Origin of the sequence: Planomonospora antibiotica (assembly GCF_014647955.1) — a bacterium.
Taxonomy (GTDB): domain Bacteria; phylum Actinomycetota; class Actinomycetes; order Streptosporangiales; family Streptosporangiaceae; genus Planomonospora; species Planomonospora parontospora.
The window spans coordinates 55346-80959 of record NZ_BMQE01000031.1; the positions used below are offsets into that span (position 1 = coordinate 55346).

Annotated in this window: 25 protein-coding genes and 4 tRNA genes; 16 read left to right on the forward strand and 13 right to left on the reverse strand. The window is 69.9% G+C overall.

From position 1 onward, the window contains the following. Positions 1–133 precede the first annotated feature (133 nt). The 5 genes from IEZ06_RS24690 to IEZ06_RS24710 all read left to right on the forward strand — a co-directional run bounded on the left by IEZ06_RS24690 (position 134) and on the right by IEZ06_RS24710 (position 4506). Positions 134–943, forward strand: coding sequence for a hypothetical protein (locus tag IEZ06_RS24690; protein WP_189239064.1), 810 nt, complete (start codon positions 134–136; stop codon positions 941–943). Next, positions 944–1453: a hypothetical protein gene (locus IEZ06_RS24695; protein WP_189239065.1), complete on the forward strand. Its 510-nt coding sequence runs from the start codon at positions 944–946 to the stop codon at positions 1451–1453. A gap of 88 nt (positions 1454–1541) precedes the next feature. Next, positions 1542–2447 (forward strand): TRM11 family SAM-dependent methyltransferase, encoded by a 906-nt coding sequence (locus IEZ06_RS24700; RefSeq protein WP_189239066.1) that lies wholly within the window; start codon positions 1542–1544, stop codon positions 2445–2447. A gap of 226 nt (positions 2448–2673) precedes the next feature. After that, on the forward strand, positions 2674–2910 hold the full coding sequence (locus tag IEZ06_RS24705; protein ID WP_229798632.1) for a helix-turn-helix transcriptional regulator: 237 nt from the start codon (positions 2674–2676) through the stop codon (positions 2908–2910). A 6-nt stretch (positions 2911–2916) separates the two neighbouring features. Next, positions 2917–4506 (forward strand): tyrosine-type recombinase/integrase, encoded by a 1590-nt coding sequence (locus IEZ06_RS24710; RefSeq protein ID WP_189239067.1) that lies wholly within the window; start codon positions 2917–2919, stop codon positions 4504–4506. A gap of 237 nt (positions 4507–4743) precedes the next feature. Here IEZ06_RS24710 and IEZ06_RS24715 read toward each other — a convergent pair whose 3' ends face one another. Further along, positions 4744–5046 (reverse strand): hypothetical protein, encoded by a 303-nt coding sequence (locus tag IEZ06_RS24715; RefSeq protein ID WP_189239068.1) that lies wholly within the window; start codon positions 5044–5046, stop codon positions 4744–4746. Positions 5047–5619: 573 nt separating this feature from the next. On the opposite strand from IEZ06_RS24715, the gene IEZ06_RS24720 reads away from it, so the two are divergent. From IEZ06_RS24720 to IEZ06_RS24730, 3 genes are read left to right on the forward strand one after another with little or no spacing between them, the layout of a single operon-like run. Then, positions 5620–6993: a helix-turn-helix transcriptional regulator gene (locus tag IEZ06_RS24720; protein ID WP_189239069.1), complete on the forward strand. Its 1374-nt coding sequence runs from the start codon at positions 5620–5622 to the stop codon at positions 6991–6993. 4 nt (positions 6994–6997) lie between these two features. Next, positions 6998–7513 (forward strand): hypothetical protein, encoded by a 516-nt coding sequence (locus IEZ06_RS24725; RefSeq protein ID WP_189239070.1) that lies wholly within the window; start codon positions 6998–7000, stop codon positions 7511–7513. Continuing rightward, positions 7489–7887, forward strand: coding sequence for a phosphotransferase (locus tag IEZ06_RS24730; RefSeq protein ID WP_189239071.1), 399 nt, complete (start codon positions 7489–7491; stop codon positions 7885–7887). Before IEZ06_RS24725 ends, IEZ06_RS24730 begins: the two co-directional genes overlap by 25 nt. 108 nt (positions 7888–7995) lie before the next feature. On the opposite strand, the gene IEZ06_RS36615 is transcribed toward IEZ06_RS24730, so the two are convergent. The 5 genes from IEZ06_RS36615 to IEZ06_RS24755 all read right to left on the reverse strand — a co-directional run bounded on the left by IEZ06_RS36615 (position 7996) and on the right by IEZ06_RS24755 (position 12113). Continuing rightward, a complete protein-coding gene (locus tag IEZ06_RS36615; RefSeq protein WP_203872158.1) occupies positions 7996–8739 on the reverse strand; it encodes a DUF1232 domain-containing protein in 744 nt (247 codons plus the stop codon). Between the two features lie 34 nt (positions 8740–8773). Beyond that, positions 8774–8947 carry a hypothetical protein gene (locus IEZ06_RS24740; RefSeq protein ID WP_189239072.1) on the reverse strand — a complete coding sequence of 58 codons (174 nt, stop codon included), beginning with the start codon at positions 8945–8947 and terminating at the stop codon, positions 8774–8776. 12 nt (positions 8948–8959) lie between these two features. Next, entirely contained in the window at positions 8960–10876 is a 1917-nt protein-coding gene (locus IEZ06_RS24745) for a hypothetical protein (protein WP_189239073.1), read from the reverse strand. A 501-nt stretch (positions 10877–11377) separates the two neighbouring features. Continuing rightward, positions 11378–11734 (reverse strand): hypothetical protein, encoded by a 357-nt coding sequence (locus tag IEZ06_RS24750; RefSeq protein ID WP_189239074.1) that lies wholly within the window; start codon positions 11732–11734, stop codon positions 11378–11380. Positions 11735–12037: 303 nt separating this feature from the next. Further along, positions 12038–12113 (reverse strand) — tRNA-Lys (locus IEZ06_RS24755). A gap of 150 nt (positions 12114–12263) precedes the next feature. Here IEZ06_RS24755 and IEZ06_RS24760 point away from each other — a divergent pair. Next, positions 12264–12887 (forward strand): 3'-5' exonuclease, encoded by a 624-nt coding sequence (locus IEZ06_RS24760; protein ID WP_189239075.1) that lies wholly within the window; start codon positions 12264–12266, stop codon positions 12885–12887. Positions 12888–12965: 78 nt separating this feature from the next. Here IEZ06_RS24760 and IEZ06_RS24765 read toward each other — a convergent pair whose 3' ends face one another. After that, positions 12966–14123 (reverse strand): acyl-CoA dehydrogenase family protein, encoded by a 1158-nt coding sequence (locus IEZ06_RS24765; RefSeq protein ID WP_189239076.1) that lies wholly within the window; start codon positions 14121–14123, stop codon positions 12966–12968. 110 nt (positions 14124–14233) lie between these two features. On the opposite strand from IEZ06_RS24765, the gene IEZ06_RS24770 reads away from it, so the two are divergent. After that, a complete protein-coding gene (locus IEZ06_RS24770) occupies positions 14234–14731 on the forward strand; it encodes a PspC domain-containing protein (protein WP_189239077.1) in 498 nt (165 codons plus the stop codon). Position 14732: 1 nt separating this feature from the next. Here the strand turns inward: IEZ06_RS24770 and IEZ06_RS24775 are convergent, their stop codons facing one another. Continuing rightward, the gene (locus IEZ06_RS24775; protein WP_189239078.1) at positions 14733–16028 is read right to left on the reverse strand and encodes an MFS transporter; all 1296 of its coding nucleotides are present in this window, start codon (positions 16026–16028) and stop codon (positions 14733–14735) included. A gap of 258 nt (positions 16029–16286) precedes the next feature. Further along, positions 16287–16628 (reverse strand): metallopeptidase family protein, encoded by a 342-nt coding sequence (locus IEZ06_RS24780; RefSeq protein ID WP_068902932.1) that lies wholly within the window; start codon positions 16626–16628, stop codon positions 16287–16289. A gap of 65 nt (positions 16629–16693) precedes the next feature. Between IEZ06_RS24780 and IEZ06_RS24785 the strand changes: the two genes are divergently transcribed. From IEZ06_RS24785 to IEZ06_RS24810, 6 genes are all read left to right on the forward strand, one after another. After that, positions 16694–18205 (forward strand): metallophosphoesterase family protein, encoded by a 1512-nt coding sequence (locus IEZ06_RS24785; protein WP_189239079.1) that lies wholly within the window; start codon positions 16694–16696, stop codon positions 18203–18205. A 104-nt stretch (positions 18206–18309) separates the two neighbouring features. Then, positions 18310–18382, forward strand: a tRNA-Glu gene (locus IEZ06_RS24790). 107 nt (positions 18383–18489) lie between these two features. Beyond that, positions 18490–18564: transfer RNA gene (locus IEZ06_RS24795), tRNA-Asp, on the forward strand. Positions 18565–18592: 28 nt separating this feature from the next. Next, positions 18593–18666, forward strand: a tRNA-Phe gene (locus IEZ06_RS24800). Positions 18667–19041: 375 nt separating this feature from the next. Continuing rightward, positions 19042–20301, forward strand: a complete 1260-nt coding sequence (locus IEZ06_RS24805) for a carotenoid oxygenase family protein (RefSeq protein WP_189239080.1) — start codon at positions 19042–19044, stop codon at positions 20299–20301. A 19-nt stretch (positions 20302–20320) separates the two neighbouring features. Continuing rightward, positions 20321–20920 carry a GntR family transcriptional regulator gene (locus tag IEZ06_RS24810; protein ID WP_307811749.1) on the forward strand — a complete coding sequence of 200 codons (600 nt, stop codon included), beginning with the start codon at positions 20321–20323 and terminating at the stop codon, positions 20918–20920. Here the strand turns inward: IEZ06_RS24810 and IEZ06_RS24815 are convergent. From IEZ06_RS24815 to IEZ06_RS37715, 4 genes are all read right to left on the reverse strand, one after another. Then, positions 20892–22931: a cellulose binding domain-containing protein gene (locus tag IEZ06_RS24815; RefSeq protein ID WP_189239081.1), complete on the reverse strand. Its 2040-nt coding sequence runs from the start codon at positions 22929–22931 to the stop codon at positions 20892–20894. The genes IEZ06_RS24810 and IEZ06_RS24815 overlap by 29 nt on opposite strands. A gap of 220 nt (positions 22932–23151) precedes the next feature. Next, positions 23152–24795: a sensor histidine kinase gene (locus IEZ06_RS24820; RefSeq protein WP_189239082.1), complete on the reverse strand. Its 1644-nt coding sequence runs from the start codon at positions 24793–24795 to the stop codon at positions 23152–23154. Between the two features lie 52 nt (positions 24796–24847). After that, a complete protein-coding gene (locus tag IEZ06_RS24825) occupies positions 24848–25381 on the reverse strand; it encodes a response regulator transcription factor (RefSeq protein WP_373293926.1) in 534 nt (177 codons plus the stop codon). Between the two features lie 11 nt (positions 25382–25392). Beyond that, positions 25393–25557 carry a response regulator gene (locus IEZ06_RS37715; RefSeq protein ID WP_373293927.1) on the reverse strand — a complete coding sequence of 55 codons (165 nt, stop codon included), beginning with the start codon at positions 25555–25557 and terminating at the stop codon, positions 25393–25395. Positions 25558–25614 lie beyond the last annotated feature (57 nt).

Here is a 25614-nt window from a genome sequence, read left to right on the forward strand (position 1 = left end):
GTAGGTACGGTCTGTTGCCGCCGGGTGGGCCAGCGGATTATTCCGGCGGCCCGGTGTCCCCAAGAGCACCTCGCGGCAGGTATTTCCTCCAGTGACAGGGATCAGACGGCCGGGGTGATCGGGCCACCACACCGTGACCACACCACCCCGCTCCACCGCTTCCGCTTCCGCACCCACTTCGTCCACCAGCCGGACCGGGCACCTGCCGCTCAGCGTCTGGCTGGCCACCGCCGAACACGAGACTCCCGCTCTGTGCCGCAGCGGCTGCTGCGCCTCGGTGACCGCCCGGCTGGCCCGCGAGCTGATCACGGCCTGCACCCGGCTCGGGGACCTGGTCGTCGACCTGTACCCGGCTGACCACGTGCTGACCTCCAGCGCGTTGCGGCTGGGCCGCCACACCCTGACCGTCACCACCGGCCTCACCCCGACCCAGACCATCGGAAGGAGCCTGGCCCTGACCCATCCCGCCGAAGACCTGCGCGCCGCCGAGCTGCACATCACCCACGAGGAGAGCACCGACCGGGTGCTGGCGCACTACCGGGGCCGAGCGGCCCTGGTCGTGCTCGCCCACACGGCCGGACCGGCCCGCAGGCTCGATGATGAACCCACGGAGACATCCCTGCTCAAGGCCGCCGAGCTCCTTCGCAGCGGCGGGCACCTGGGAGTCGTCACCGGCCTGCACCGCGAGGACGGCCACCTCTACGACCCGGCCCCGGAGCTGATCCGCCAGGCCCAGCAGGTGGGGCTGGTCTACCTGCAGCACATCGTGGCCCTGCACGCGACCGTCCGGCACGGGCAGATCACGGTGCCGCCGCTGGCCCGCTGCACCGCCTCCCGAGCTTCCGGGGCGGGCGCTGTCCCGGTCAGCGTGCGGGTGCATTCCGACGTGCTGCTGTTCACCAAGCCCATCACCACCGCCTGTGACGTTGAAAGGGCTTCATGAGTGGGCGCCCATCCCTTCACTGACTACGTCCTGGGAACCGACGTCCAGGACGCCTACGACCGCGCCGTGGCCGACGCTATCGCCGAGTACGGCCACGGCCGCTACAACGGCACCATCTCCACCACCGACGGCTATCTCGTCCTCAGCGACACCCCGGTCCCGCTGCAGGAGGCCCTCGACCGGCACATCGCCCTCCTGGACGGCGACTCGCGCATCGAAAAGCGCGGCTCCTGCGGGGCGATCCCGATCCTCGACAGCAAGCGGCGCATCACCGCGCCGATTCCCGCCACTGCCGATGGTTACCGCACCTGGGCCCAGGCCGTCGAGGCCGCGCTGGCTGCCTTCATCCAGCCGGGCGAGCACATCGCCGACGCCTTGCGGGACGTCACCGGTCACTTCGTCACCTGCAAGGAGAGCAAACGGATCGTCTCCGGCTCGGTCACCGTCACCCTCACCGGAAGCCGCCCCGGTCACGCCGGCTGGCTGTTCTTCGGCTGGGCCGCCTGCTGACCTCCCACGCCGCCCGGCAGCGGCGCGACCCGCCGACCGCCCTTCGCCGCCAAGTCATCACCATCCAGCGAGGAAAGGACATCCCGGCATGACCGAGCCGCTCTCCTCCGAACCGATCCCGTCGGTGTGGGCCACCGGCCAGAAGCCCTCGCGCAGCCAGCGGCGCGGCCGGTACCTGCCCGAGTCGATGCGGCACCCAGGCAAGATGCTGCCCGCCATCGCCGCGAAAGTGATCGCCACCTACACCCGCCCCGGCGAGCTGGTCTTCGACCCGATGTGCGGCATCGGCACCACCCTGGTCGAGGCCGTCCACCAGGGACGGCACGCGGCCGGAGTGGAGTACGAGGACGGCTGGGCGCACCTGGCCAGCGCCAACCTCGCCCACGCTACTCGCCAAGGCGCGAGCGGCCAGGGGAAGGTGGTGGCCGGGGACGCCCGCCACCTCACCTGCCTGCTGCCGGACCTGGGCGGGGCCGTGGCGCTGGTGCTCACCTCCCCGCCGTACGGGTCCCAGACCCACGGACATGTGCGCTCCACCCGCGACTCCGGCGAGCCGGGCGTGCACAAGTGGAACCACCGCTACTCGCGCGACCGCGGCAACCTCGCCCACCAGAGCCTCCCGGTTCTGCTGGAGGGCTTCACCCAGATCCTGGCCGGCTGTGCTCGGCTGTTGCGGCCCGGCGGGGTGGCGGCGGTCACCGTCCGGCCGTTCCGTCAGCGCGGCGAGCTCATCGACCTGCCCGGCGAGGTCATCACCGCGGGACAGCAGGCCGGGCTGGTGCTGGCCGACCGGATCGTGTGCCTGCTGTGCGGGATCGGCGAGAACCGGCTGCTGAACCGGGCCTCGTTCTTCCAGCTGCACGAGGCCCGTAAGGCGTGGGCGCGCGGGGTGCCGATTCACGCGACCGCGCACGAGGACCTGCTCATCTTCCGCACCCCGTCGGCCACCACGGGCCCCACCTCTGAAGGCTCCAACGCGCGAGAGACGGCGTGAGGATTCCCATTTCGGCCCCTGGGCGGCGTCACGCGGCGGACCAGCGGATTTCGCTTGACCCGGACCGCCGAGGTGAGCGTCGATACCACCCGGCCCGCCGGGCCGGGTGGTATATGCCCCGCCGTACGCGAACGCGGTGGGGCGGGACCACCCAGCCGGGCGGGGCCGCGGCGACCGTACGCTCCACCGGCTCCGGTGCGCCCGGTCACCCGCACGGAGGCGGCCGGTGACATCGGAGCTGAAGGTGGCCGACCTGGCCAACCTCCCGGTGGTGATGGACCTCATCACCGCCGGACAGATCCTGGGCATCAGCCGCACCACCGCCTACCAGCTGGCCAAGGACGGGCAGTTCCCCTGCCGCGTTCTGAAGATCGGCCGCCGGTACCTGGTGCCCACCTGCGAGCTGCTGGCGCTGCTGGGATACCACGACGGCCTGCGCCGTCCCGACGTTTCGGAAAGGTGAGACACGGTGGCGAACGGAACCACCTACAAGACCTGCGGCTGCCGCGATGAGGCCACCGGTAAGCAACTCGGCAAGCAGTGCCCGAAACTGCGGCGCCCCGGCGGCCGGGGCGATTGGTGGAGCAGCACCCACGGCCGGTGGGCGTATCAACTGGAGTTGCCCGCCCACGCCGACGGACGCCGCCGCACCCCGCTGCGGCGCAGCGGGTTCGCCACGCTGGAAGAGGCTGAGGCCGAACTTGACCACGCCCGTGGGCTCCTGGCGTTGGATGAGGACCCGCAGGTGCGCCGTCAGATCACCGAGCTGATCCTGGTCACGCTGAAGGAGACCCGGGCGCTGCCGCCGACCGAGGAGGTGCGGCGCAAGGTCCGTACCCGCCAAGACCTCAACCAGCAGATCAGCGTGGCAGAGTGGCTGGAGGAGTTCCTCAAGCGCAAGCGCCGGATCGACGCGACCACCCGGCGGGCGTATGAGTCCCACATCCGGCTCTACCTCAACCCGTATCTGGGCCATATCCGGCTGGATCGGCTGAGGGTCTCCGACATCGCGGGCATGTTCGACGCGATCGAGGAGTTCAACGACGTCATCACCAATGCCCGTGCCAGTGGGGACACCGAGCAGCGGGCCAAGGTCAAATATCGGCGTCCGGTCGGCCCCGCCACCATGCACCGTATCCGCGCGACGCTGCGCCATGCCCTCAACATCGCCATCAAGCAGGACCGGCTGATCGACTTCAACCCCGCTGCCGCCGTGGAACTGCCCGACGCGGTCCGGCCCAAGGCTCTGGTGTGGACCGAGGAGCGGGTCGCGCAGTGGATCACCGATGCGGAGGAGGAGTTCGCGACCGAGAGGCGGCGATGCGAGGGATACCGGGTCAACGTGATCGGCGTCTACATCGCCACACCGCGCCCGTCGCCGGTCATGGTGTGGACCCCGGCCCAGACCTCGGTCTTCCTCACCTACGCCCAGCGCCACCGGCTGCACGCCCTGTACCGGCTGATCGCTCTGCGCGGTCTGCGTCGAGGAGAGGCGGTCGGGCTGCGCTGGAAGGATGTGGACTTCACCGCGGGCACCGTCGGGGTGCACTGGCAGATCACCCAGCTCGGCTGGGAAGCGGTCCAGGGCAAACCCAAGACCGACGCCAGCGACCGGGTGATCGCCCTGGACGCCGAGACCCTCAAGGTGCTCAAGGCTCATCGCAAGCGCCAGGCCGCCGAACGTCTCACCGCAGGGGAGGTGTGGATCGACAGCGGGTTCGTCTTCACCGACGAGCGAGGTCAGCCGCTGCACCCCCAGCATGCCACCGACCAGTTCTACTGGCTGGCCTACCAGGCCGGACTCCCACCGGTCCGGCTGCACGACCTGCGCCATGGCGCCGCCTCGCTGATGCTCGCGGCCGGGGTGGAGCTCAAGGTGGTCCAGGAAACCCTCGGCCACGTCTCCAGCGCGTTCACCCGTGACACCTACACCAGCGTCTATCCGGAGGTCGCCCAGGCCGCGGCCGAGTCCACCGCCGCCCTCATCACCGCCGATCCCGCGATGCCGAAGGTGCGGCTGGCCATGTTGCCGACCGCAGCACGGGGAATACGCAGCTGATCGGCTCAGGTGAGCGACAAGGCCCGCTGGGGGCACGCCAGCAGGCCTTGCCGCTGCTTGCGGCCGGGTGGGAAGCGGGAAGGGTCTGCCCGGAAGCCGTTCCCGCTTCCTGCGGTCTTTCGCACCGTCACAAGACGATCGCCTGGGGCGGTACCAGCCGTATCCGGTCGCCACGATCATCAGCCCGGCGGCCAGCTCCGCAGGTCACGAGCCGTGCGAACGCGACCGCGCGGTCAATCACTCGCTCCGTCCCAGCGGGGTCAGCACGTACTGGATCCGCTCGACGGTGACGCCGATCTGCTCGGTGGACGTGATCGGCTCGGCCCAGGACCACCAGTACCGCCAATCTCCTTCCAGTGGCGCGGCGTAGATGTTCTCGGACAGGACCGCGGCGTCCGGGTTGATCACGACCAGGTGCGGCATCCGGCCGTCCTTGGTGTGCAGGCGCGCCTGCAGTCCCCGCTGGACGAGCTGATCACGGAGCCGCTCCAGATGGGTGATGGCGGCATCGACGAGGGCGGGACCGGTGAGCATGACCATGCTTGGCTCCGATGTCGGCAAGGGACCTCGCCAAGGAGAGAGGCCCAGGTCGGATGAGGACAGGACGGTGGGGAGGGGTGGCCCCCGATAGGGGTGGGAGACGCTATCGGGGGCCGTCCGGCCGGAACACGGGGGCGATCCCGAGCCGGACGTCTACAAGGGCATCGGACCGGCCGAGCCATGGTTTGGCCGGTCACACGGTGGCTCCGTCTCCTCCCCTCCGAAAGGAGACGGAGCCACGTGCCTCGGAAAAGGCCGACGCTGCGCCCGCCGGCCTTTCCGAGGGTCATGTCTCACACCGTCACTGCCTGCGTGAGCGGCGGTGCGAGCGATGCGAGTGGCCTGATGATCGCCGGGTTGTCGCGATTGTCATCCCAGTCGATCACGATCGGTCACAGCCCCTAGACAACCGCCTGGTCAACGTGAGGGGAAGCGCGGTGAGCTGGACGTTTACCGCCAGCGATCGGCACGCCGAACGTGCTGGTCGTTTCCTGGTCGTTTCGGCGAGGAGCTGACGATGGACAGGCGCGCGGCCCACACTGTGTGCTCCCCTATGGAGAGAGGGAGAACGATGTGAACCAGTCACGTGGTCGAGGACGCCCCGAGCTGGTCCGGGCACGGCAGCGGCGCGGTCTCAGCCAGGAAGCCGCCGCCGAAGCCATCGGGGTATCGGCCACCACCTGGGCCCGCTGGGAGCGCGGTGAGCAAGGCGTCCGTGCGGTCTACCGCGCTCGGATCGCCGAGCTGTGGCAGGTGCCGGCCGAGGAGGTGGAGCGCTGGCTGCAGACCGATCCCCGTGAGGCGGTGATCGTCTCACCGCTGGGAGAGGACGTAGCCGGTCCTCCGTCGGCGGCGATGGAGGCGGCCAGGCGGTTGTGGAGGTGGGAGATGGACGCGTCACGACGTCACACGCTGGCGGCACTGCCGTTCGTCCCGGCGATGCTCGGAGAGTGGCTGCTGTCGTGGAGCTACGACATCCGGGAAGGCTCAGCCGCACAGCACGGACCCGGACCGGCGGTGGGCATGACCGACGTCCAACGTGTCCATGAAGCCCACCAGGCGTTCACCCAGATGGACCACCAGTTCGGGGCCGGGCTGGTCCGCCCGGCGGTCACGGACTTCATGAACTACACCCTCGCGCCGCTGCTGCGCGGCTCCTACACCGAGCAGGTCGGGGCGGAGCTGCTGACCGCCGCCGCGCGCATGACCCGGCTGGCCGGCTGGATGGCCTTCGACCTCGGCCACCAAGGCCAGGCGCAGCAGCATTTCGGGCAGGCCCTGCGGCTGGCCAAGGCCGCCGACGACGCGATGACCGCGGCGTGGGTGCTGGCCACCCTCGCTCAGCAGGCGTGCGACCTTGGGCAGGGCCGCTGGGCGCTGCGGCTGGCCCGCGCTGCCGCAGACGCGGGCCGCCAAGCTCAGGCTTCGCCTCGGATGATGGCTCAGCTCCTGGTCCGTCAGGCCCGCGCGGTCGCGGTGGAGGCCGACGGCGCCGACCAGCGCGACCGGCACGCCGTCCGGCAGGTCACCGCGCTGCTGTCCGAGGCGGACAGAGCGTTCGCCGCCGAGACCAGCGCCCTCGACCCGGCCTGGAGCGGCCCCTTCGGCGAGGCCGAACTCGCAGCGGAGGCCGGATACTGCTGGCAACGAGTCGGCGAACACCAGCGCGCGGCGCAATGCGCCGAAGAGGCGCTGCGTGGATTCGGCGGGCGCTTCGCCCGCTCCGAGCAGTTCAACCGGGTCCATGCCGCCGAGGCCTATCTCGCCCTCGGAGAACTGGAGGCGGCGCTGACCTTCGCCCGCGACGCCGTCCCCGCGGCCAAGGAACTCACCTCCGCCCGCTGCGTCGCGATCGTGTGCGGCTTCTCGGCCAAGCTGGAGCGCCACCGCACCCTGCGGCAGGTCCGGGACTTCGACGACTACCTGCACACCGAACTCGCGAGCTGAACCGGTGACGCGCCCGCCGCTGCCCGCGCCGCCGCTGGAGCGCGCGTGCGCGCTGTTCGGCCTGAACGCCCGTGACGCCCGCACGCTGCACGTGCGGGCCAACGCGGTCTACCACCTACCCGGCAGCGGCGCCGTGGTCCGCCTGCGCTACGCCCCCGGCAACCCCGCCGTGCACGTCCGGCTGACCGCCGCCATCGCCGTCACCCGCAATCTGGCGGAGCAGGACTTCCCGGCCGTCGTCCCGCTCCACGTCGAGCAGCCCGCCATCCTCGACGGCTGGATCGCCACCGCCTGGCACTACGTCACCGACCCCCCGGCCACCCCGCAGAAACCGCCGACCTTGCCTACCTCCTGCGCGACCTGCACACCCTGCCCGCACCCCCCGTACCGGTCCCCGCCCTCGAACCGCTGGGCACCCTGCGGGCCGACCTGGCCGCACTCAACGGCGTCGTCACCGAGCAGCAGCGCTCCTGGCTGCTGGAACGCTGCCGGCAGGTGGAACACGACTACCAGCACATGAGCCACCCGCTGGGCGAAGGACTGCTCCACGGAGACGCCCACACCCGCAACCTCCTGCGCGACCACGACCGGTGGCTACTGGCCGACTGGGACTCGGTCGCCCGCGGACCTCTTCTTCAAGACCTGACCCCGACCATGATGGGCCACCGCCGCTTCGGCCGTCCCCGATCGAACTGGATCCGCTTCTGCCGGGCCTACGGCATCGACCCCGACCTCGAACTCGACCCGGCGGCCGAGGTGCTGCGGACCGCGCGGGAGGTGCGCTCGTTGGCCGCCTACATCCGGTCCGCCGACCGTCCACCAGTTCGGGTAGAGCTGGAGCGGCGGCTGACCTCTCTCATGACCGGTGACTCGGTGCTGTGGCGGCCGGTGTGAAGGATCGGGCGCACAGGATGCCCTTCCTGCGCGACCCGAACAGCGAGTTCAGCCGTGAGGCCTTCAGCCGGTCGCGCCGGGTCGGCTGAAGGCCTCGAATGGGCAAGGTCAAGCCATGTCCTGGCTCTGCCTGCGCTGGAAGAAGAAGTGGTAGATGGTGGTTCCGGCGGTGATCAACGCGGCGATCAGGCCGAGGAACCATCCGATGTCCACGCCGACCGCCGTGGTGGCGAGTTCCGCCAGCCCGTTGGCGAAGGAGTTGGCTGCCTCGGTGGTCGGGGCTTGCTCCACCTCGGAGAACGCTTCTTCCATCTTCATCGCGAAGAGGATGTGCAGGAACGTGGCCACCAGGCCGAACGCCGTTGCGCCCCAGGTGAACCAGGCCTGCTGCAGGGCTCGCGCCGCCACGACGCACACGAGGGCGAGGATGCCCGAGGCGATGACGACTTTCCCCTCGTTGCTGCGGACGCCGGCGAAGGAAGCGGAGACGATGAAGTCGATGGATACCCAGGGCAGGAACGTGCACAGGATCATGATCACGGGTGCGACGAAGGGTGCGAGCTCCAGCGCCTTCACGTACGGCTTTGCAGGGCCGGGTGATGGTTGGGGCGGTACCGGTTGTGGTTGGTAGGTCACTAGAGACTCTTTTCGGACATATTGCCATGTATGCCCTAAATCATAAGACTGTTCTATAGAATCATGATTTCGGTCGATAGGGTGATGATCTGCGCGGAAGATCGCGGCGATCGCGATGGGGTCGTCGGCACAGCCGAGAGCTGGGATGAAGTCGTGGATCAGATCGATCGGCAGGGCCGGGTAGCCCAGCAGCAGCCACAGTCGGATCCCCAGCACTCCGAGGAGAGGCCGACATCTACGAGGTCAAGCGCTACGCCCGGCCGCTTGCCCGTTCGGTGACTTCCGCCAGCCACTGGCCGCTGTCCACCAACTCCTGCCGCTGTTCACGGTCGACCGCATCGCCGAGGTGCATGACGAGGCGCATCCCCTCGTTCAGTAGAGCTTGTGCGGTTTCGACTCGGTCGTCACGCTGTGCTTCCTGCAACTGATCGATGATCTACCGGAGACGGGTCTCTCCCGAGGCTGCAGATGTCGCCGCCGACGAACTCTGCGCATTCGGAGTCAAGGACGGAGCCGGCTCCTGTGTCGGGAACCGACTCAACCACCGGTCATGTTCGGCCAGCAATCGCTCCTCATACCTGAGATCACGGTTCTGGCTGCGCCCGTCCTGAATGACCGCGCGAAGCTCTTCAATCGCGTTCCGCGCCGTCGGCACGTCCCTCGTTGACTTGGCTCGGTTGATTCGCTTGTTGAGGGAGGTGCACGCGCGCATGACCTTCCAGTCCGACTGAAGGCTGGCATCGGGCCCTTGGCGGCAAAGTCGTCGGAACGTTTCGATCTCCTTGATCAGTTTCTGGAGATCCGGACTTGCGGTCGCTTCGGACGCCATCAGCTTGGCGTTGGCTTCGAGTAGTTCCGAGATGCGCTTGTAGTCCCTTTTGCCGCCCGCTCCTCGAAGCTGGGCGAGGAGCAGGGCGAGCTTGTGCCGCACCGGGTCCATGGACCCCCGGACAGGCTCTCTCTTCGGCGCACCGCCCCTGGCCATCATCGCCTCTCGCTGAATAGGGGCGTCTTGATGGTGCGTGGAGCCCTCGCGTGGTTGCTGCGCCTGCGTCTTCGCGCGCGCCCAGCGATCGATCTCGGTGACCTTCGTGCGTTCGTCTCGGAACTCCCGATGGTTCAGCTCATTCAGGAGAGTCCGGTTGGCCTCGAGCAGGGCCAAAACCTTGGGACGATCGCCTGCTTTGTGAGCCTTGCGCAGCCCAGCGATGAGCGTTGTCAGCTTGTGCCGGATCAGCTCGTCTGGCCCGCGGACCCCACCGACTTGCTTGATCTTCGCCCTGCTTGCCTCCTCGGAGGGCGGGGGAGCCAGCTTGGGTACGTGTACCGAACCACGCTCAGGCGTCTCGATCGGCTTGGTGGGAGTGATTCCCGCGCTGAAGATCGTCCACACTGGGGCGAGTCGTCCTTCCCAGCTGCCGGCGTCGACCGAGGCGGGCTCGACCAGCGAGTATGGCTCGCCAATGACAAGATCAAGGCGGTCGGAGACTATAAGGCGAGCATTGACCGGCTTGCGTTCGCCGATGACGACATCGACCGCCGCGACATGGGAATGGGGCGGAAGCTTCGGCCCTGAGACCGGCCTGGTGGTCGCCTCCTGCGGGTGGATGATGATGCCCTTGACCGCCAGTGGAAACCCGGGCAGCTCCGCAACGCGTTTGCCTGCCAACGGTCGGCCTCTGTCGCGGACCTTGCGCAGGAGCGGGGTGACGAGCCCCTTATCGGTGATCTCGCAATCATGAAGGCTGCTCCACTCGAGGTCACCGTCGCTGGTCTCTGTGCCGATCCTGACGGCCCGCGTGCCGTTCACCCCCTCCTCGCAGCGGACCCGCAGCGCATAGCCATCGCGTTCTATCAGGTACCTGCCGGTCCTGGTCGCCGTGGGACCGACGATCCAATCCACGTGCCCGAACTGAGCATGCAGGACCTCGTCCCGCTCCTCCCACTCGGCGGGTGTGAGGTTGACGAACTGGACCTTGATGGCGGACCTGCTCTGGTGGCGACGAACGAGAAGATCGGTGCAGCGCTCCTTGTCCATCCGACCGTCGAAGCGCTGATTCTCCCCTATGCGGGACGCCAGGCCGCGATGGATGAAGAGGTGATCCGCGCTATCGATTCCGCCTCGGCGCTCACAGTCGGGGGCCAGTCCCTTCGGATCGGGAAGATGCGCGAAATGGCAGACTCGATCACCGTAGAGCTTGCCGGTGAGGCGCCATCCGCAGCCTCCGAGCCACACACCGCAGTAGAACGCCTTCCCGCGATACCGGGACAGGTACCAGTCCGCCTCCTTCCTGTCCGTCGGAAGCGAAAGGGGGTGATCGGAGTGAGAGCTGCCGAGTACCGCGGTCTGCACCCGGCGATTGTCTGAGGCCATGTGTCCTCTCGAAGAGCTTGCGGCGTGTGGGGATATCCGCAAGCTGAAGTCCGGATCCGGTCTACGGCGGAACCGGTTGCCCCCGGACCCGGAGGGCTCGAACTTGCGGACCGAGGGATCCCCCCTGAAGTGCGAGAACGGAACCAGCTACTACGCAGAGAGCAGTGTTCTGCGCACTTTCCACTCGCAGTCGACTTGATTTGGACAGTTTATGACAAAACCCCTCTTCCGGGGCAAGTCTCTCGAAAGTCGGCAATGTGATCCGAAGGGGTGATTGGGCTGCTCAGGGGTCTTGGCCGCACATAAGGGGTGATCATCGGTGTTACGTTGCTGGCGGTGCTCTGGCCGGTGCCCGTCACGGCGGGCTCGAGGTGGATGCGGGTTCCGTGGACGCAGCCTGCATGCGACCTGATGACAGTCATCCGGTGTGCAACACGAGTTGTTCCCATCGCTCCTCCAGGGTGATCCACCGACTTCCGTTCAACGAGTCCAGACGGAGTCGTGGCATCTTTCCGCCGTGATGCGGCGAGTGCCGTAGCAGAGCTTGAAAGCGTCGATGTGGCCGAGAACGACGCGGTCCTCCCCGCAGCCGACGGCGGCGCCGTTGCTGTCGGCCAAGGCGTGGGTCAGGAGCATGGAGGTGGCGTACTTGACCTCGGCGTACAGGTTGTCGGCGTCGCTGTCGCAGACACTGATCGACTTGCGGTCCGGCATCACGTAGACGGTGCCCTGCCGGCTCTCGAATGACCAGCCCTGTGTCGAGGCGGCGGTGTCGGAAGAAGCGGCGGTGCATAGGGGCAGTACGACTGCGGCCAGGAAGGCGGCCCGGATGCGCATGTGAGGGCTTCCGTTCTGTCAGGGAGCAGATCGGAGCCACTGTGGATTATTCGTCGCCGCAGCTCAGTAGGCCTGTCACCTGTTGACCGTCGGCATGTCCTTCTGGGACAGAACGGTCCGGCGAGGTCTTCGGCCTTGGTCTTCTGGTGATCGTCTCGGAGGTCTGATCTGAAGAAGCGGCCGTAAGTGATCTTCTATGTGCGCAGTCCGTACACGCGAGCAAACATGGAGCAAACATCGGCGGCCTGCTGCATGCGAAAACCCCGCCTGGCCCGAGAAAGCGCAGGTCAGACGGGGTGCGAGTGGTAGGGCGCCTGGGACTCGAACCCAGAACCTACGGATTAAAAGTCCGCAGCTCTAACCATTGAGCTAACGCCCCGCTGGAGACAGGGTACAGAGGATAGTGACCGTTGGTGTTCGTCGCCAGGCCTGTGGCAGGTCGTCCGTCCGTCAGGGAAGGCGGTGGTTCGCGAAGCCGTTCTTCCCAGGAGTGGGCGAGCACGGCCGGTCTGTTCCTACAGTGGCATCTGTGACGAGATCAGGACCGGAGCTGGACCGCTCCCTCAGCCTGCCCGCGCGGGGCGGCTATGTCGTGGTGGACGTGGAGACCACGGGCTTCTCCCCGGCCAAGGGCGACCGGATCTGCGAGATCGCGCTGGTCTCCCTGGACGAGGACGGCTCCACCACCGACGAGTGGCACTCACTGGTCAACCCCCTCCGGAACACCGGCGCCTCGCACGTCCACCGCATCACCGACGCGATGGTCGCCGACGCCCCGGTGATCGACGAGGTGCTGGACGAGGTCTGGCAGCGGATCGCCGGGCGGGTCCTGGTCGCCCACAACGCCTCTTTCGACCTCCGCTTCCTCAAGGTCCTCCCCGGCAGCCACTGGGTGACGGAGACCCTGTGCACGCAGCGGCTCGCCCCCGGCTTCCTCCCGGACGGGAAGTGGACGCTCGCCGCCTGCTGCGAGCGTGCGGGCATCACGCTCCGGAACGCCCACTCCGCGCTGGCGGACGCCCGGGCGACCGCCGAGCTGCTCCGCCACTTCATGAGCCGGGGCGCGTCCTGGGAGGAGCACCTGAGCCGGGCGGCGCAGGCCCCCGAGTGGAGGCCGTGCGGCCTGCCCCAGCGGGCCCCGCGCCGACGGTAGGCCGAGGGGTCGGCGGTAGGCCGTGGGGTCGGCGGGAACCGCGCGGCCGGGAAGCCGGAAAGGCCGGAGGAACGCGGGTCAGCGGTAGGCGGGGATGCCGGTCAGGGCCTCGCCGAGGACGAGCGTGTGGATCTCCTGCGTCCCCTCGTAGGTCAGCACCGACTCCAGGTTGTTCATGTGCCGGATCACCGGATATTCCAGGGTGATCCCGTTGCCGCCCAGGATAGATCGGGCCTGGCGGGCGATGTCCAGGGCGGCGCGGACGTTGGCCAGCTTGCCGAAGCTGACCTGCTGCGGGGTGATCTTCCCCTCGTCCTTCAGCCGGCCCAGGTGCAGGGCGGTCAGCTGCGACTGGCCGAGCCCGACGTACATCCAGGCGAGCTTCTCCTGGGTCAGCTGGAAGCCGCCGATGGGCCGGTCGAACTGGACGCGGCTCCCGGCGTAGTCGACGGCGGACTCCAGGCAGGCGCGGGCCGCGCCGACGACGCCCCACAGGATGCCGAACCGGGCCTCCGACAGGCAGGACAGCGGGCCCTTCAGCCCGCGCACCTCCGGCAGTACGGCGGAGGCCGGCAGGCGGACGTCGTCGAGGTACAGGGACGAGGTCACCGAGGCGCGCAGGGACATCTTCTTGTGGATCTCGGGGGCGGAGAAGCCGGGCGTGCCGGTGGGCACCACGAAACCGCGGATGCCGTCCTCGGTCTGCGCCCAGACCACGGCGACGTCGGCCACCGAGCCGTTGGTGATCCACATCTTGGCGCCGTTGAGGATCCAGTCGCCGGAGGGGTCCCGCTTGGCGTGGGTGCGCATGCCCGCCGGGTCGGAACCGTGGTCGGGCTCGGTCAGGCCGAAGCAGCCGATCGCCTCCCCGGCGGCCATCCGGGGCAGCCACTCCTCCTTCTGCTCCGCCGAGCCGTACCTCCAGATCGGGAACATGGCCAGGGACCCCTGGACCGACACGAACGAGCGCAGGCCGGAGTCGCCGGCCTCCAGCTCGCGGCAGGCCACCCCGTAGGAGACCGCGTCGAGTCCCGCGCAGCCGTACCCCTCCAGGTGCATGCCGAGCAGGCCGAGCCCGCCGAGTACGGGGGCCAGCTCGCGGGCCGGGAAGACGGCCTCCTCGAACCAGTCGCCGACGTGGGGGAGGATCCGGTCGCCGACGAACTCCTTCACGGTGTCGCGGATGAGGCGCTGCTCCTCGGAGAGCGTGTCGTCGGTGCGCAGGAGATCGTCCATGGGAGGTCCTCTCGTCCGTGATGACCCTGCCAGGGTATTGCGGGGAGTTCAGGGTCCGGCCAGGGGGAATCCCGATGTGACCGGAAAGGTTCAGCGGGCAGTCTGAAGACATGAACGAAAACGACTTCTCGGGCATCAAGCAGCTCCGCCGGACCAGGGACGGGCGCATCGTCGCGGGGGTGGCCTCGGGCCTCGGCCGCTACGTCGGGATCGACCCGAACATCATCCGCGCGGTCCTGGCCGCCTCCTGCCTCTTCGGGGGTCTCGGCCTGGGCGTCTACGCGATCGGCTGGCTCCTCCTGCCCGACGAGGGCAAGGACACCTCGATCCTCCAGGACCTGGTGAACAACAACAAGGACAACCCGGTCTGGCAGGACGCCAGGGCCAAGGCCGAGCAGGGCTGGGCGAAGGCCGAGCGGAGCTGGAACGACAGGACCGGCCACGCCGGCGGGCACGGCCAGACCTACCCGGTCCCGCCGCAGGACTCCCAGGCCTCGCCGTACGCGGGGCAGCACCCGGCGCCGTACCCGACGCACCAGGACCCGGCGCAGCCGTACCCCGCCCCGGTGCCGCCGCGGAGCGACGACGAGACCAAGCCGCAGGCGTGAGTCAGGCGGGCGCCTCGGCGCGCACCCTCTCGATGATCTCCTTGCGGGAGTCGGTCCAGAGCATGGCCAGCGCGGCGGCGACGAGCAGTCCCGCCGCGCCGGCCAGTGCCACGACGGGCTCGGGGCCGAGCTCGTCGGCGGCGGCTCCGCCGACGAGGATGCCGAGGCCCTGAGCGGCCAGCAGGCCCGACTGGACGAGCCCGAAGGCCTGGCCCCGCCGCTCGGCGGGCACGCACCGCACGAAGGCGGCGTTGGCGGCCAGCTGGTAGGCGCCGCCGACGCCGGAGACGAACCAGAGCACCAGCACCACGGCGAGCGGCGGCCGGAGCGCGCAGAGGATCAGTGGTGCGCAGGTCAGCATCGCCATCCAGCCCATGGAGCGCAGCCGCCCGGAGGGGCTGACGTACCGGCTGAACAGGAACGCGCCGACGACCGTCCCGGTCGGGATGGAGCCCATCAGCAGCCCGGCGACGAACGAGACCCGCTGCGGGTCGTCGGTGAGGGCGGCGGCGTAGGGGGTCGCGATGCCCTCGGGGAGCACGTAGAACCCGCACAGCCAGGCGAAGAGCACCAGGGTCCGCAACCGGGGGTCGCCGAAGACCAGCCTGGCCCCGGCGTGCGTCATCTTCCACATCGAGGGCCGGCCGGAGCCGCTGCGGGCGGGGGCCGGACGCCGTCGCACCCCTGAGACGAGGATGAGCGCGGAGGCCATGAACGTCGCCGCGTCCAGGGCCAGCGCGCGGTACGGTCCCATCCCCATGATCAGGGCGCCGCCGATGGCGAAGCCGAGCATCTGGGCGGCCTGGTTGGTCATGTTCTGCAGGGCCGAGCCCGCGACGTACCGGTCGCCTTCGAGGAGCTCCGGCAGGAGCGCCGCCCGGGCGGCCGAGAACGGCGCGCTGAGCAGCACCACGCAGAAGACCAGCACGCACAGGGCCGTGAACGAGGTGCCGGGGATCGCCATGAGCGCGACCAGGAGGGCCCGGAGCACGTCGCAGACGATCATGATGCGCCGCCGGGCGTAGTGGTCGGCGAGGCCCGACAGCAGCGGCCCGCCGACGATCGGCGGCAGGTAGGTGAGCGCGTAGACCGACGCGGTGGCCAGGGGCGACTCGGTCCGCTCGAAGACGAGCACGGACAGGGCCACCCGGGAGAGCTGGTCGCCGAGGAGGGAGAGCGCCTGCCCGGCCCAGAGCGCGCGGAACTCGCCGATGGCGAGGACCTCGCCGTAGGTGGCTTGACGTTCGGCTGGGCGACGGTGCCGACCGCCTGGCCGCCCGGGCTTGATGGCCGCCATGGGACTCCGGTGAGCTTGCAGGCGCATCTGACTGTTGGTGTTTGCTACGTGACCTACAGTGCCGGTTGGGGGTCGGCTTCGCAACCCAAAGCGACCAAGCGCATCCGGGGTGTGTCGGAAACTGTGAAATGTCGTCCATCGGCCGTCTGCCGGGACGACGGCGGTACGGCACCGCCGTATCACCCGGTTCCGGGCGTCACCAGCGGGGTTCGTGCAGGCTCCGGGCGTCACCAGCCGGGTTCGTGCAGGCTCCGGGCGTCACCAGCCGAGTTCGTGCAGCCTGTCGTCGTCGATGCCGAAATGGTGGGCGATCTCGTGGACGACGGTGATCTGGACCTCCTCCACCACGTCGTCCTCGGTCTCGCAGATCGCGCAGATGGGATTGCGGTAGATCTCGATCCGGTCGGGCAGCACCCCGGCGTACCAGTCGCCGCGCTCGGTGAGGGGGATGCCCGTGTAGAGCCCCAGCAGATCAGGCTCCGGGGGGTCGTCCACGACCACCACCACGACGTTGTCCATGACTTTCGTCAGCTCCGGGGGGATCGTGTCCAGAGCCTCGGCCACGAGCTCCTCGAACTTCTCCCTCGAGACCTCGATCACACAGTCATTCTGCCCTGCGTTTCCGGGTAACCGACTTGTCGGGACTTCGGGTAGACAGGAGACGCATGGATCTCACGCGCTGGGCCCAGGGCATCCGCCGCGCCGCCACCGGGCGGACGGCGCGGTTGATCTCGCGCGCCGTGGCGGGCTCGGTGGTCGCCGTCGTCGGCGTCTGGCTGGGCATGGCCCTGGGCGGCCCCGTGCTGGCCACCGTGGGGCCGGTGGACGTCGGGATGTCCGCGGAGCTGTCCCTGCGGGGGGAGACCGTCGTCGACGCCCACCCGCTGGGCAGCCTGCTGTTCGACACCCACGACGCCCCGGTACGGCTGCGCGTCACCCTGGAGAACATCGACTCCAACCAGGCGCGCGCCATGCTGGAGGACCCCCGCCTCTCCGACCGGCTCCCCGCGCTGCTGGAGAAGGAGCTGAAGGAGGGGGTGAGCGCCCTGGCGCTGCGCTCCATCGCCTGCGGCCTGGCCGGCGCCCTGATCTTCTCCCTCATCGTCTTCCGCGGTCTCAGGGCGGCGCTGGCGGGCCTGCTGGCCGGCGTCGTGATGATCGCCGGCATCGGCACGACCGCCCTGCTGACGTTCCGGCCGGGCTCCGTGGTCGAGCCGGAGTACACCGGCCTGCTGGCCGGGGCGCCTTCCCTGGTCGGCGACGCCGAGTCCATCGTGACCAGGTTCGAGTCCTACCGCGGGCAGCTCGTCAAGCTGGTCGACAACGTCTCCCAGCTCTACGACGCGGTCTCCTCCCTGCCGGTCTACGACGCCGACCCGACCTCGATCCGGATCCTGCACGTCTCCGACATCCACCTCAACCCCATCGCGTGGAACCTCGTCCGCTCGGTCACCGCCCAGTTCAAGATCGACGCGGTGGTCGACACCGGTGACCTGACCGACCACGGCAGCGGCCCCGAGGACAACTTCGTCAAGGAGATCGGCCGGCTCGGCGTGCCGTACGTCTTCGTCCGCGGGAACCACGACTCCAAGGCCACCCAGCGGGCGGTGGCGAAGCAGAAGGGCGCGGTCGTCCTCGACGACTCGGTCAAGGAGGTGGCGGGCCTGCGCATCTACGGTCTGGGTGATCCCCGGTTCACCCCCGACAAGTCCGTGCCGGTCGACTCCGACCTGGAGTCCCTCGCCGCCCTGGGCCGCGCCCACGCCGCCCGGCTGACGCAGGCGTTCGAGCCGGTGGACCTGGTGGCGGTGCACGACCCGACGATCGCCAAGGGATTCTCCGGCTCGGCCCCCATGGTCCTGACCGGCCACTCCCACGCCCGCTCCACCGAGCTGCTGCCCTCGGGCACCCGGGTGCTGGTCCAGGGCTCCACCGGCGGCGCCGGGCTGCGCGCTCTGGAGCACGACGAGCCCACCCCGGTCATGGCCTCGGTTCTGTACTTCGACCGGGAGACGCACCGCCTGCGGGCCTGGGACGACATCACCCTCGGAGGGCTGGGCGAGCAGTCGGTGCAGATCCAGCGTCACGTCGAGAACGACCCGGGGCGTACAATTTCACCGGAGCCGACGATCGTCCCGTCCCCGACGGGTTCGACCGCCGGCACCACGACGCCGTGATGACGCCGTGATCCGGGAAGCCGCTTTGGCATCAGGGGCAAACGTCCCCTATGCTTCAGAGGTCTCCAGCGGAAGACGGCGACGGAACGGGATGAGAATCCTGAGCCCCCATCGTCTAGTGGCCTAGGACACCGCCCTTTCAAGGCGGCGACACGGGTTCGAATCCCGTTGGGGGCACGGTCGAGCGAAAGCTCACCAGGGAAACGGCAGGTCTAAGACCTCCGAAGAGCTGGTAAGCTAAGCGAGGCAGAAAGAACGGAAACGAAAGTCTCCGGTCAAAGCAAGGTCCTGTAGAGCAGTTTGGAGTGCTCGCCACCCTGTCAAGGTGGAGGTCGCGGGTTCAAGTCCCGTCAGGACCGCTCTGGTAGGTGTTCGATCCACCACCGAGGTCAGGTAGCTCAGTCGGTACGAGCGTCCGCCTGAAAAGCGGAAGGTCGGCGGTTCGACCCCGCCCCTGACCACATCAGCTGAGCAGCACGGAAGCCCCGAACGAATATCGTTCGGGGCTTTTTCGATGTTGGTGGCGGTGGCACCGGTGGTGACGCCGACGGCCGGGTCCGCCTCCGTCCGTGCGGAGGAGAACCGGATCCGTCCGTGCGGAGGAGAACCGGATCCGTCGCGCGGCGAACGCGGTGGCGCGTTCACTGCCGGTGAGTGCGGCGGCGCGTCCGCGGAACGGTGGACACCGCCTGGTGCGGGATGCGTGCTCCGGCGTCCGCGGCGGCCGCCGCCGCGAGATTCCCCTCCGGGCGTCACCAATCTGCTGCACTAGTGCACAGGATGGTGTTTTCCTCTGTTTTATAAGGCGCAGGCGTTCTCGTGCGTACGGTGTCCACATGAGATATCTGGAAGGGTGCTTCGCTCCCGTCACCGAAGAGGTCACCGCCTACGATCTCCCGGTCACCGGGCGGATCCCGGCCGAGCTCAACGGCCGTTACCTGCGCAACGGACCCAACCCGCTGGGCGTGGAGGATCCCGTCGTGCACATCTGGGGCATGGGCCAGGGCATGGTGCACGGAGTGCGGCTGCGTGACGGCCGGGCCGAGTGGTATCGCAACCGTTTCGTGCGCGTACCGGGCTTCGCGCCCATGGTGCATGTGATCGAGCACGCCCGGCGCACCTTCGCCATGGCGGAGGGCGGCCTGCCGCCCGCCGAACTGGACGAGGAACTGGACACCGTGGGCGTGTGCGACCTGGGAGGGACCGCGGAGGGGTTCACGGCGGGGGCGCACTCCAAGCACGACCCGCTCACCGGCGAACTGCATTCGCTGTCTTACATGGTGGGCCGGGACTTCGTCCAGCACATCGTGACCGACCCCGGGGGAAGCGTCGTCCGGACCACCTCGGTTCCCATGACGCGGACGCCGTTCATGCACGATTTCGCGCTCACCGAGAAGCACGTGGTGTTGTGGGACACGCCGCTGGGCTTCGACGGGTTCGACTGCCGGTGGCTGCCGGAGCATCCGACGCGCGTGGGCGTCATGCCGCGGACCGGGGGCGACGTGCGCTGGCTGGAGATCGACCCGGTCCACGTCAGCCACACGCTCAACGCCTACGACGACGGCGACTCGGTCGTGGTCGACCTGGTCACGGCCGAGGGGCCGTTCGACCCCGCCGATCCCGGGGCGATCCGGCCCGTGCTGGACCGATGGACGATAGCGCCGGACAAGATCCACCAGCGGCGCATCGACGACCGGCCGCAGGACTTCCCACGCGTGAACGAGACGCGTGCCACCCGCCCGTACCGATACGGCTACTCGGCCGCGACCGCCCTGTACGGGATCCCGTTCGCGCCCGAGGGCATGCCGCCGGACGACGCCTTCACCAACGCCCTGGTCAAGCACGACCTGGAACGGGGGACGACCGAGGTGCACGGGTTCGGCCGGGACGAGGCGGTCGGGGAGGCCGTGTTCGCCGCCACGGGGCAGGAGGAGGACGAGGGATACCTGCTCACGTACGTGCACGATGCCTCCAGGGGCGCCGGCGACCTGGTGATCCTCTCGGCCCGGGACTTCACCGGGGAGCCCGTCGCACGCGTCCACCTCCCCGCCAGGGTGCCGCTCGGCCTGCACGGCAACTGGCTGCCCGACCGCTGAGGCGTGGCAGCATGACGTCGTGAACGATCCGCAACCGCCGTACCTCCGGATCGTCGCCGACATCGAGCGGCGCATCGCCGACGGAGAGCTGCGGCCCGGTGATCCCGTCCCCACCACCAGGGCGGTCATGCGTGAGTGGGGCGTCGCCATGGCCACGGCCACCAAGGCGCTGGCCGCACTCAAACAGTCGGGCTCCATCGAGTCCGTGCCCCGGGTCGGCGCCGTGGTCGCCACCCGGAGACTGCCCTCGCGTTCGGCCGGGGGGATCGAACGCGACCGCGTCGTCCGCGCGGCCATGGAGATCGCCGACGCCGACGGCCTGACCGCGCTGTCCATGCGGGCGGTGGCGGCCGAGCTCGGAGTCGCCACCATGGCCCTCTACCGGCATCTCGAGGCCAAGGCCGAGCTCACCCAGCTGATCGCCGACGCCGCGTTCGCCGAGATCGATTATCCGGAGCCGCCGCCGGGATGGCGTTCCCATGCTCGACGGCCTGACCACCGTGATCACTCCGCGGGGCGACCGCCGGTGACCGGGCCGCCGCGATCACGGCTCGGGGGCCGTCCGTACGGAGGACGGCCCCCGGTCACCGCTACCGGGTCGTGCAGACGGTCCCGTTGAGGGTGAAGACGGCGGGCAGCACGTTCGGGCCGGAGTAGTTGCCGACGAAGCCGATCGTGGTCGACGCGCCGGTGGGCAGTGAGCCGTTGCCGGAGTCGTTGACGACCCTGACGTCCCGCCCGTCCTGCGTCCAGACGGCGCTCCAGCCGCTGCCCAGGCTCTGCCAGGCCCTGGGCCAGCTGAAGTCCAGGGTCCAGCCGTCGATCGGCGCACCGTGGTTGGTGATGTCGATGGCGCCGACGTATCCGCTGGCCCAGTCGGACTGCTTGGCCAGCCGTACCGAGCACGAACTGGAGGCGGGCGTGCCGGTCGTGAACGTCAGCGGCGCGGAGGGCGACGAGGCGCCCCCACCGCTGTCGCGCGCGATCACGTTGACCGTGTGGCGGGTGCCCGGCCTCAGGTTGCCGACGGTGAGCGAGGTTCCGGTGGTCTCGCCGATCTGCTCGCTGACGGCTCCGTTCTGGAGGTGGACCTCGTACTTCACGATCGGACGCGCGCCGGCGGAGGCGGCGGGCCAGGAGATCGTGGCGGCCCTGTCCGTCACGCCCGAGGCCGCCGGCTGCCCCGGTGCTCCCGGCAGGCCGGTCTGGGCGGCGGCGGGCCGCAGGATGATCGTGGTCAGCGAGAGCGGGGGCAGCGTCCGGCCGGTCGCGCCGCCCGTGGCCGCCTCCGTGATGCCGGTGGCGCCGTTGGTGTGGGTCAGCACGGTGGGGGCCCCGGACGCCGGGCTGAAGCCGGAGTAGTCGATCGTGACGGGGTAGGACGTGTCGGACGAGGTGTTGATCAGCAGGACGGCCAGACCGCCGTCGGCGCGCCGTACGGCGTGCGCGGTGACCTTCTCCTGGTCGGTCGCGGCCCGGATGAACCGGTCGCCGGGGCGGGCGAACCTGCTCACCATCTGGAGCGCGTAGTACGGCGCGAAGGGCGTGTTCGCCTCCGGTTCGCAGACGCTGCCGTCGGAGGTGCACGTCCCGCTCGACAGCAGGCCGAAGTCGCCGTAGTCGGTGTGCCCCTCGACCTGCGTGACGTTGCCGATGCCGTTGTGGACGTTCCACCAGTCGACCGTGAACACCCCGTTGGCCAGCAGCGTCGCGTAGGCGTCGGCGGCGGCCAGCGCACCGGGCTGGGTGTTCGTGCCGTTGCTGCTCGACCCGGTGTTGAACTCGGTCATCGCGATGCCGATCCGCTCGGAGCCCGGCCCCGCGTGCTTCGCGATCTGCTGCCGGGTGAGGTGGATCATGTCGGGGACGTGCGCGGTCCTGTCGAGGGCGCCGGGATACCAGTGCAGGATCACGAAGTCGATCTTCGATCCGGCGGTCGACAGGACGACCTCGTTCCAGGTTCCGGCGTCGCCCTCGGCGACCAGCCCGTCGGGCCAGTTGGCCGGGGTGGTCAGCACCGCACCGATCTTGATGGTCGGGTCGACGGCCTTCATCGCGTCGGAGTAGGCGACGACGTGGCGCGCGTACTCGGCCGGGCTCTTGTCGGCGTGCTCGTCGGCCTCCCAGGCGGTGCCGTAGCGGCCGTTGCCGTAGTTCTCGTTGCCGATCTCCCAGTACTTGACGCCGTAGCCCTTGGTGACGTTGGCGTGCCGCACCCAGGCCGCGGCCTCCTCCGCCGTCCCGGTGCCGTAGTTGGCGGTCACCATCGGCTGCGCCCCGGTGCGCCGTACGCCGCGCATGAAGGCGTCGAAGTCGGTGTCGGGCGCCACGTAGCCGCCGGGAGCGGTGTGGTCGGCCCAGTGGTAGATGTCGGAGTACGAGCCGCCCGGATAGCGCAGCAGCTTCATGCCCGCGGCCTTGAGCAGGTCGGCGGTCTCGTCGGTGCCCAGCCGGCTGTCCCAGATCGCGTGGTTGGTGCCGATGCCGGTCTCGGGGACCGGGGCCAGCGCGGCGCGGGCGTTGACGGTCACCGCGACCGGGGCGCCCTCGTCCGCGTGGGCCGGAGGGGCGTTCAGGGCGGCCAGCGTCAGCAGGACGGCGGACGCGGTCCGTAACAGGGTTCTCGGCATCGGCGCACCTCATAGTGGACGGCGGTATTCACTCGACGCCCCCCCTGACCGGAGGCAACATGATCGTGGACGGTCGCCTCACATCCGTCAACCGGCACTGAAACTTTCACAAGGGCGGGTCGGCACGGTGCCGCCCGGCGCCCTCACCGCCGTCTCCGGCCAGGGCACGGCTCACCGGAGACCGGGTCGGGGAGCGGCCGTACCGGTTCGCGGCGGCGTGTCAGCCGGTTTGCGGCGGTTCCGCCGGTCCCGGGCCCGCGAGGGGGAGGAGCACCCGGAAGGCGGCGCCCCGGCCGGGGGCCGTACGGACCTCCACCCGGCCGCCGTGGGCGGTGACGATGGAGCGGACGATGGCCAGGCCCAGGCCCGCTCCGCCGCCCGCGGCGCGGCTGCGCGAGCCGTCCGCGCGGTGGAAGCGGTCGAACACGCGGGTCGCCTGCTCGGCGGTCATCCCGGGGCCGGTGTCCTCGATCACGAGCACGGCCTCGTCTCCGGCCGTGCCGACCCCGATCCGCACCGGGGTGCCCGGCGGAGTGTGGGCGACCGCGTTGCCGACGAGGTTGCTCGTCACCTGCCGCAGTCTGGCCTCGTCGCCGTGGACCGGGGCCTCCGCCGGAGGGCCGTTGTCCGGGCCGGTCAACGTGACCGGGCGGGTGGGGTCCAGCGCGTGCAGGTCGTGGCGGGCGTCGGCGGCGAGCGTGCGCAGGTCCATGGGCGCCAGGTCCATCGGCAGGGCGCTCTCGCCCTCGTCCAGGCGGGCCAGCAGCAGCAGGTCCTCGATCAGCCGGGCCAGACGGGACGCCTCGCTCTCGATCCGGCTCATCGCCCGGTCGGTGTCGGACAGGCCGCCCATCCGGTGCAGCTCGGAGAAGCCCTTGATGCCGAAGAGCGGTGTGCGCAGCTCGTGGCTGGCGTCCGCGACGAAGCGCCGCATCCGCGCCTCCGACGCCTCCCGCTCGGCGAAGGCCGTCTCGAGCTGGCCGAGCATGCCGTTGAGCGCGGCCGACAGACGGCCGATCTCGGTGCCCGGCGCGGCCGTGCCGGGCACCCGCCGGGACAGGTCGCCTCCGGCGATGGCCGCCGCGGTCTCCTCGATCTCGCGCAGCGGCCGCAGTCCTCCGCGCACGGCGAACCAGCCGGCGACGGTCAGCAGGGTCAGCAGCACGACCGCGGTGACCAGGCAGACCAGGCCCAACCGGGTGATCGTGGACCGTACGCCGTTCAGCGACGCGGCCACGACGACGGCGCCGCTCTCCGAGGGAGGCGGCCGTTCCGAGGACGGCCGTTCTGCGGACGGCCGTTCCGAGGACGGCCGTTCTGCGGACGGGCGTTCCGAGGACGGCTGCACCCCGGTCCACGGCACCGCGATCACCCGCCAGTTCGCGCCGCCCGCATGTCCCGGTGCGTCGAAGGGCCGTCCGGCGCGCCGGGCGACGGCTCCGGCGTCGAGCGGCGGGAGCCGGGGGCCCCCGTCCGGGCCCCGGGCCGACAGGTTCTCCCGGTGCAGGACGGTCCCGTCCGGCGCGAGGTAGGCGACGTGCACCCGGTCGACCAGGCCCACACCGGGAAGCGGCCGCAGGTCTCCGCCGCCCTCCCCGGGCAGGGGCCGCCGGACCAGGGCGGCCGGGAGGCGCGCCAGCAGCGCCGAGAGCGGTCTGAGCTGCTCGTCCACGCGGCCGACCAGGTGGGCGCGGAGGGTGGCGATCGCGACCGTGCCGCTGACCAGCAGGCCCGCCGCCAGCAGGACCGAGGTGATCAGCAGGAGGCGGCCGCGGAGCGAGAGGCCCCCGAGGCGCCGCCCCCCTCTCCGGGGGTTCGCCGATGCGCTCGTCCCGGTCTGGTCCGAGCCTGTGGAGCCGCTCATGCCGGTTCCGCCCCGCCGGGGACCGCGCGGACGCTCACGTCTGTGGAGGCGCTCACGTCCTGGGCCTGCGCAGGACGTATCCGACGCCGTGCACGGTGTGGATGAGCTTGGGCTCGGTGGTGTCGGCCTTGCGCCGCACGTAGCTCACGTAGGTGTCGACGATGCTGGAGTCCCCGGCGAAGTCGTACTGCCAGACGTGTTCCAGGATCTGGGCCTTGGTGACCACCCTCCCGGTGTTCAGGACCAGATAGTGCAGCAGCCTGAACTCCGTGGGCGACAGCCGTACCGGCCGGCCGGCCTTGAGGACCTGGTGGCCGTCGGGGTCGACCTCCAGGTCGCCCGCTCTCAGCGTCCGGTCGTCGGGCGCGAGCCCGGTTCGGCGGAGCACGGCCTGGATCCGGGCGAGCAGCTCCTCCAGGTCGAACGGCTTGGTCACGTAGTCGTCGCCGCCCAGCCGCAGCCCGTTGACCTTGTCCGCCGCGGCGTCGCGGGCGGTGAGGAACAGTACGGGGATCCGGCCCGGGTGACCGGCGCCCAGCGGTCTGGGGAGCTCCCGGAGGCGGCGGACGACCTCGAAGCCGTCCATGTCCGGCAGCATCACGTCCAGCAGCACCAGGTCGGGGGGGCGTGCCGGGCGGCGTCCAGCGCCTCGGATCCGGTGGCGGCGGAGCCGACCGTGTATCCGGCGAAGCGCAGGGTGGCCGAGAGCAGCTCCCGCACCACGGGCTCGTCGTCGACCACCAGCAGCCGGTTCCGGTCCATCAGATCCTCCCGAGGGGACCGTCGCCTTCAGGCGACGGGGGAATCGGGAGCGGGAGG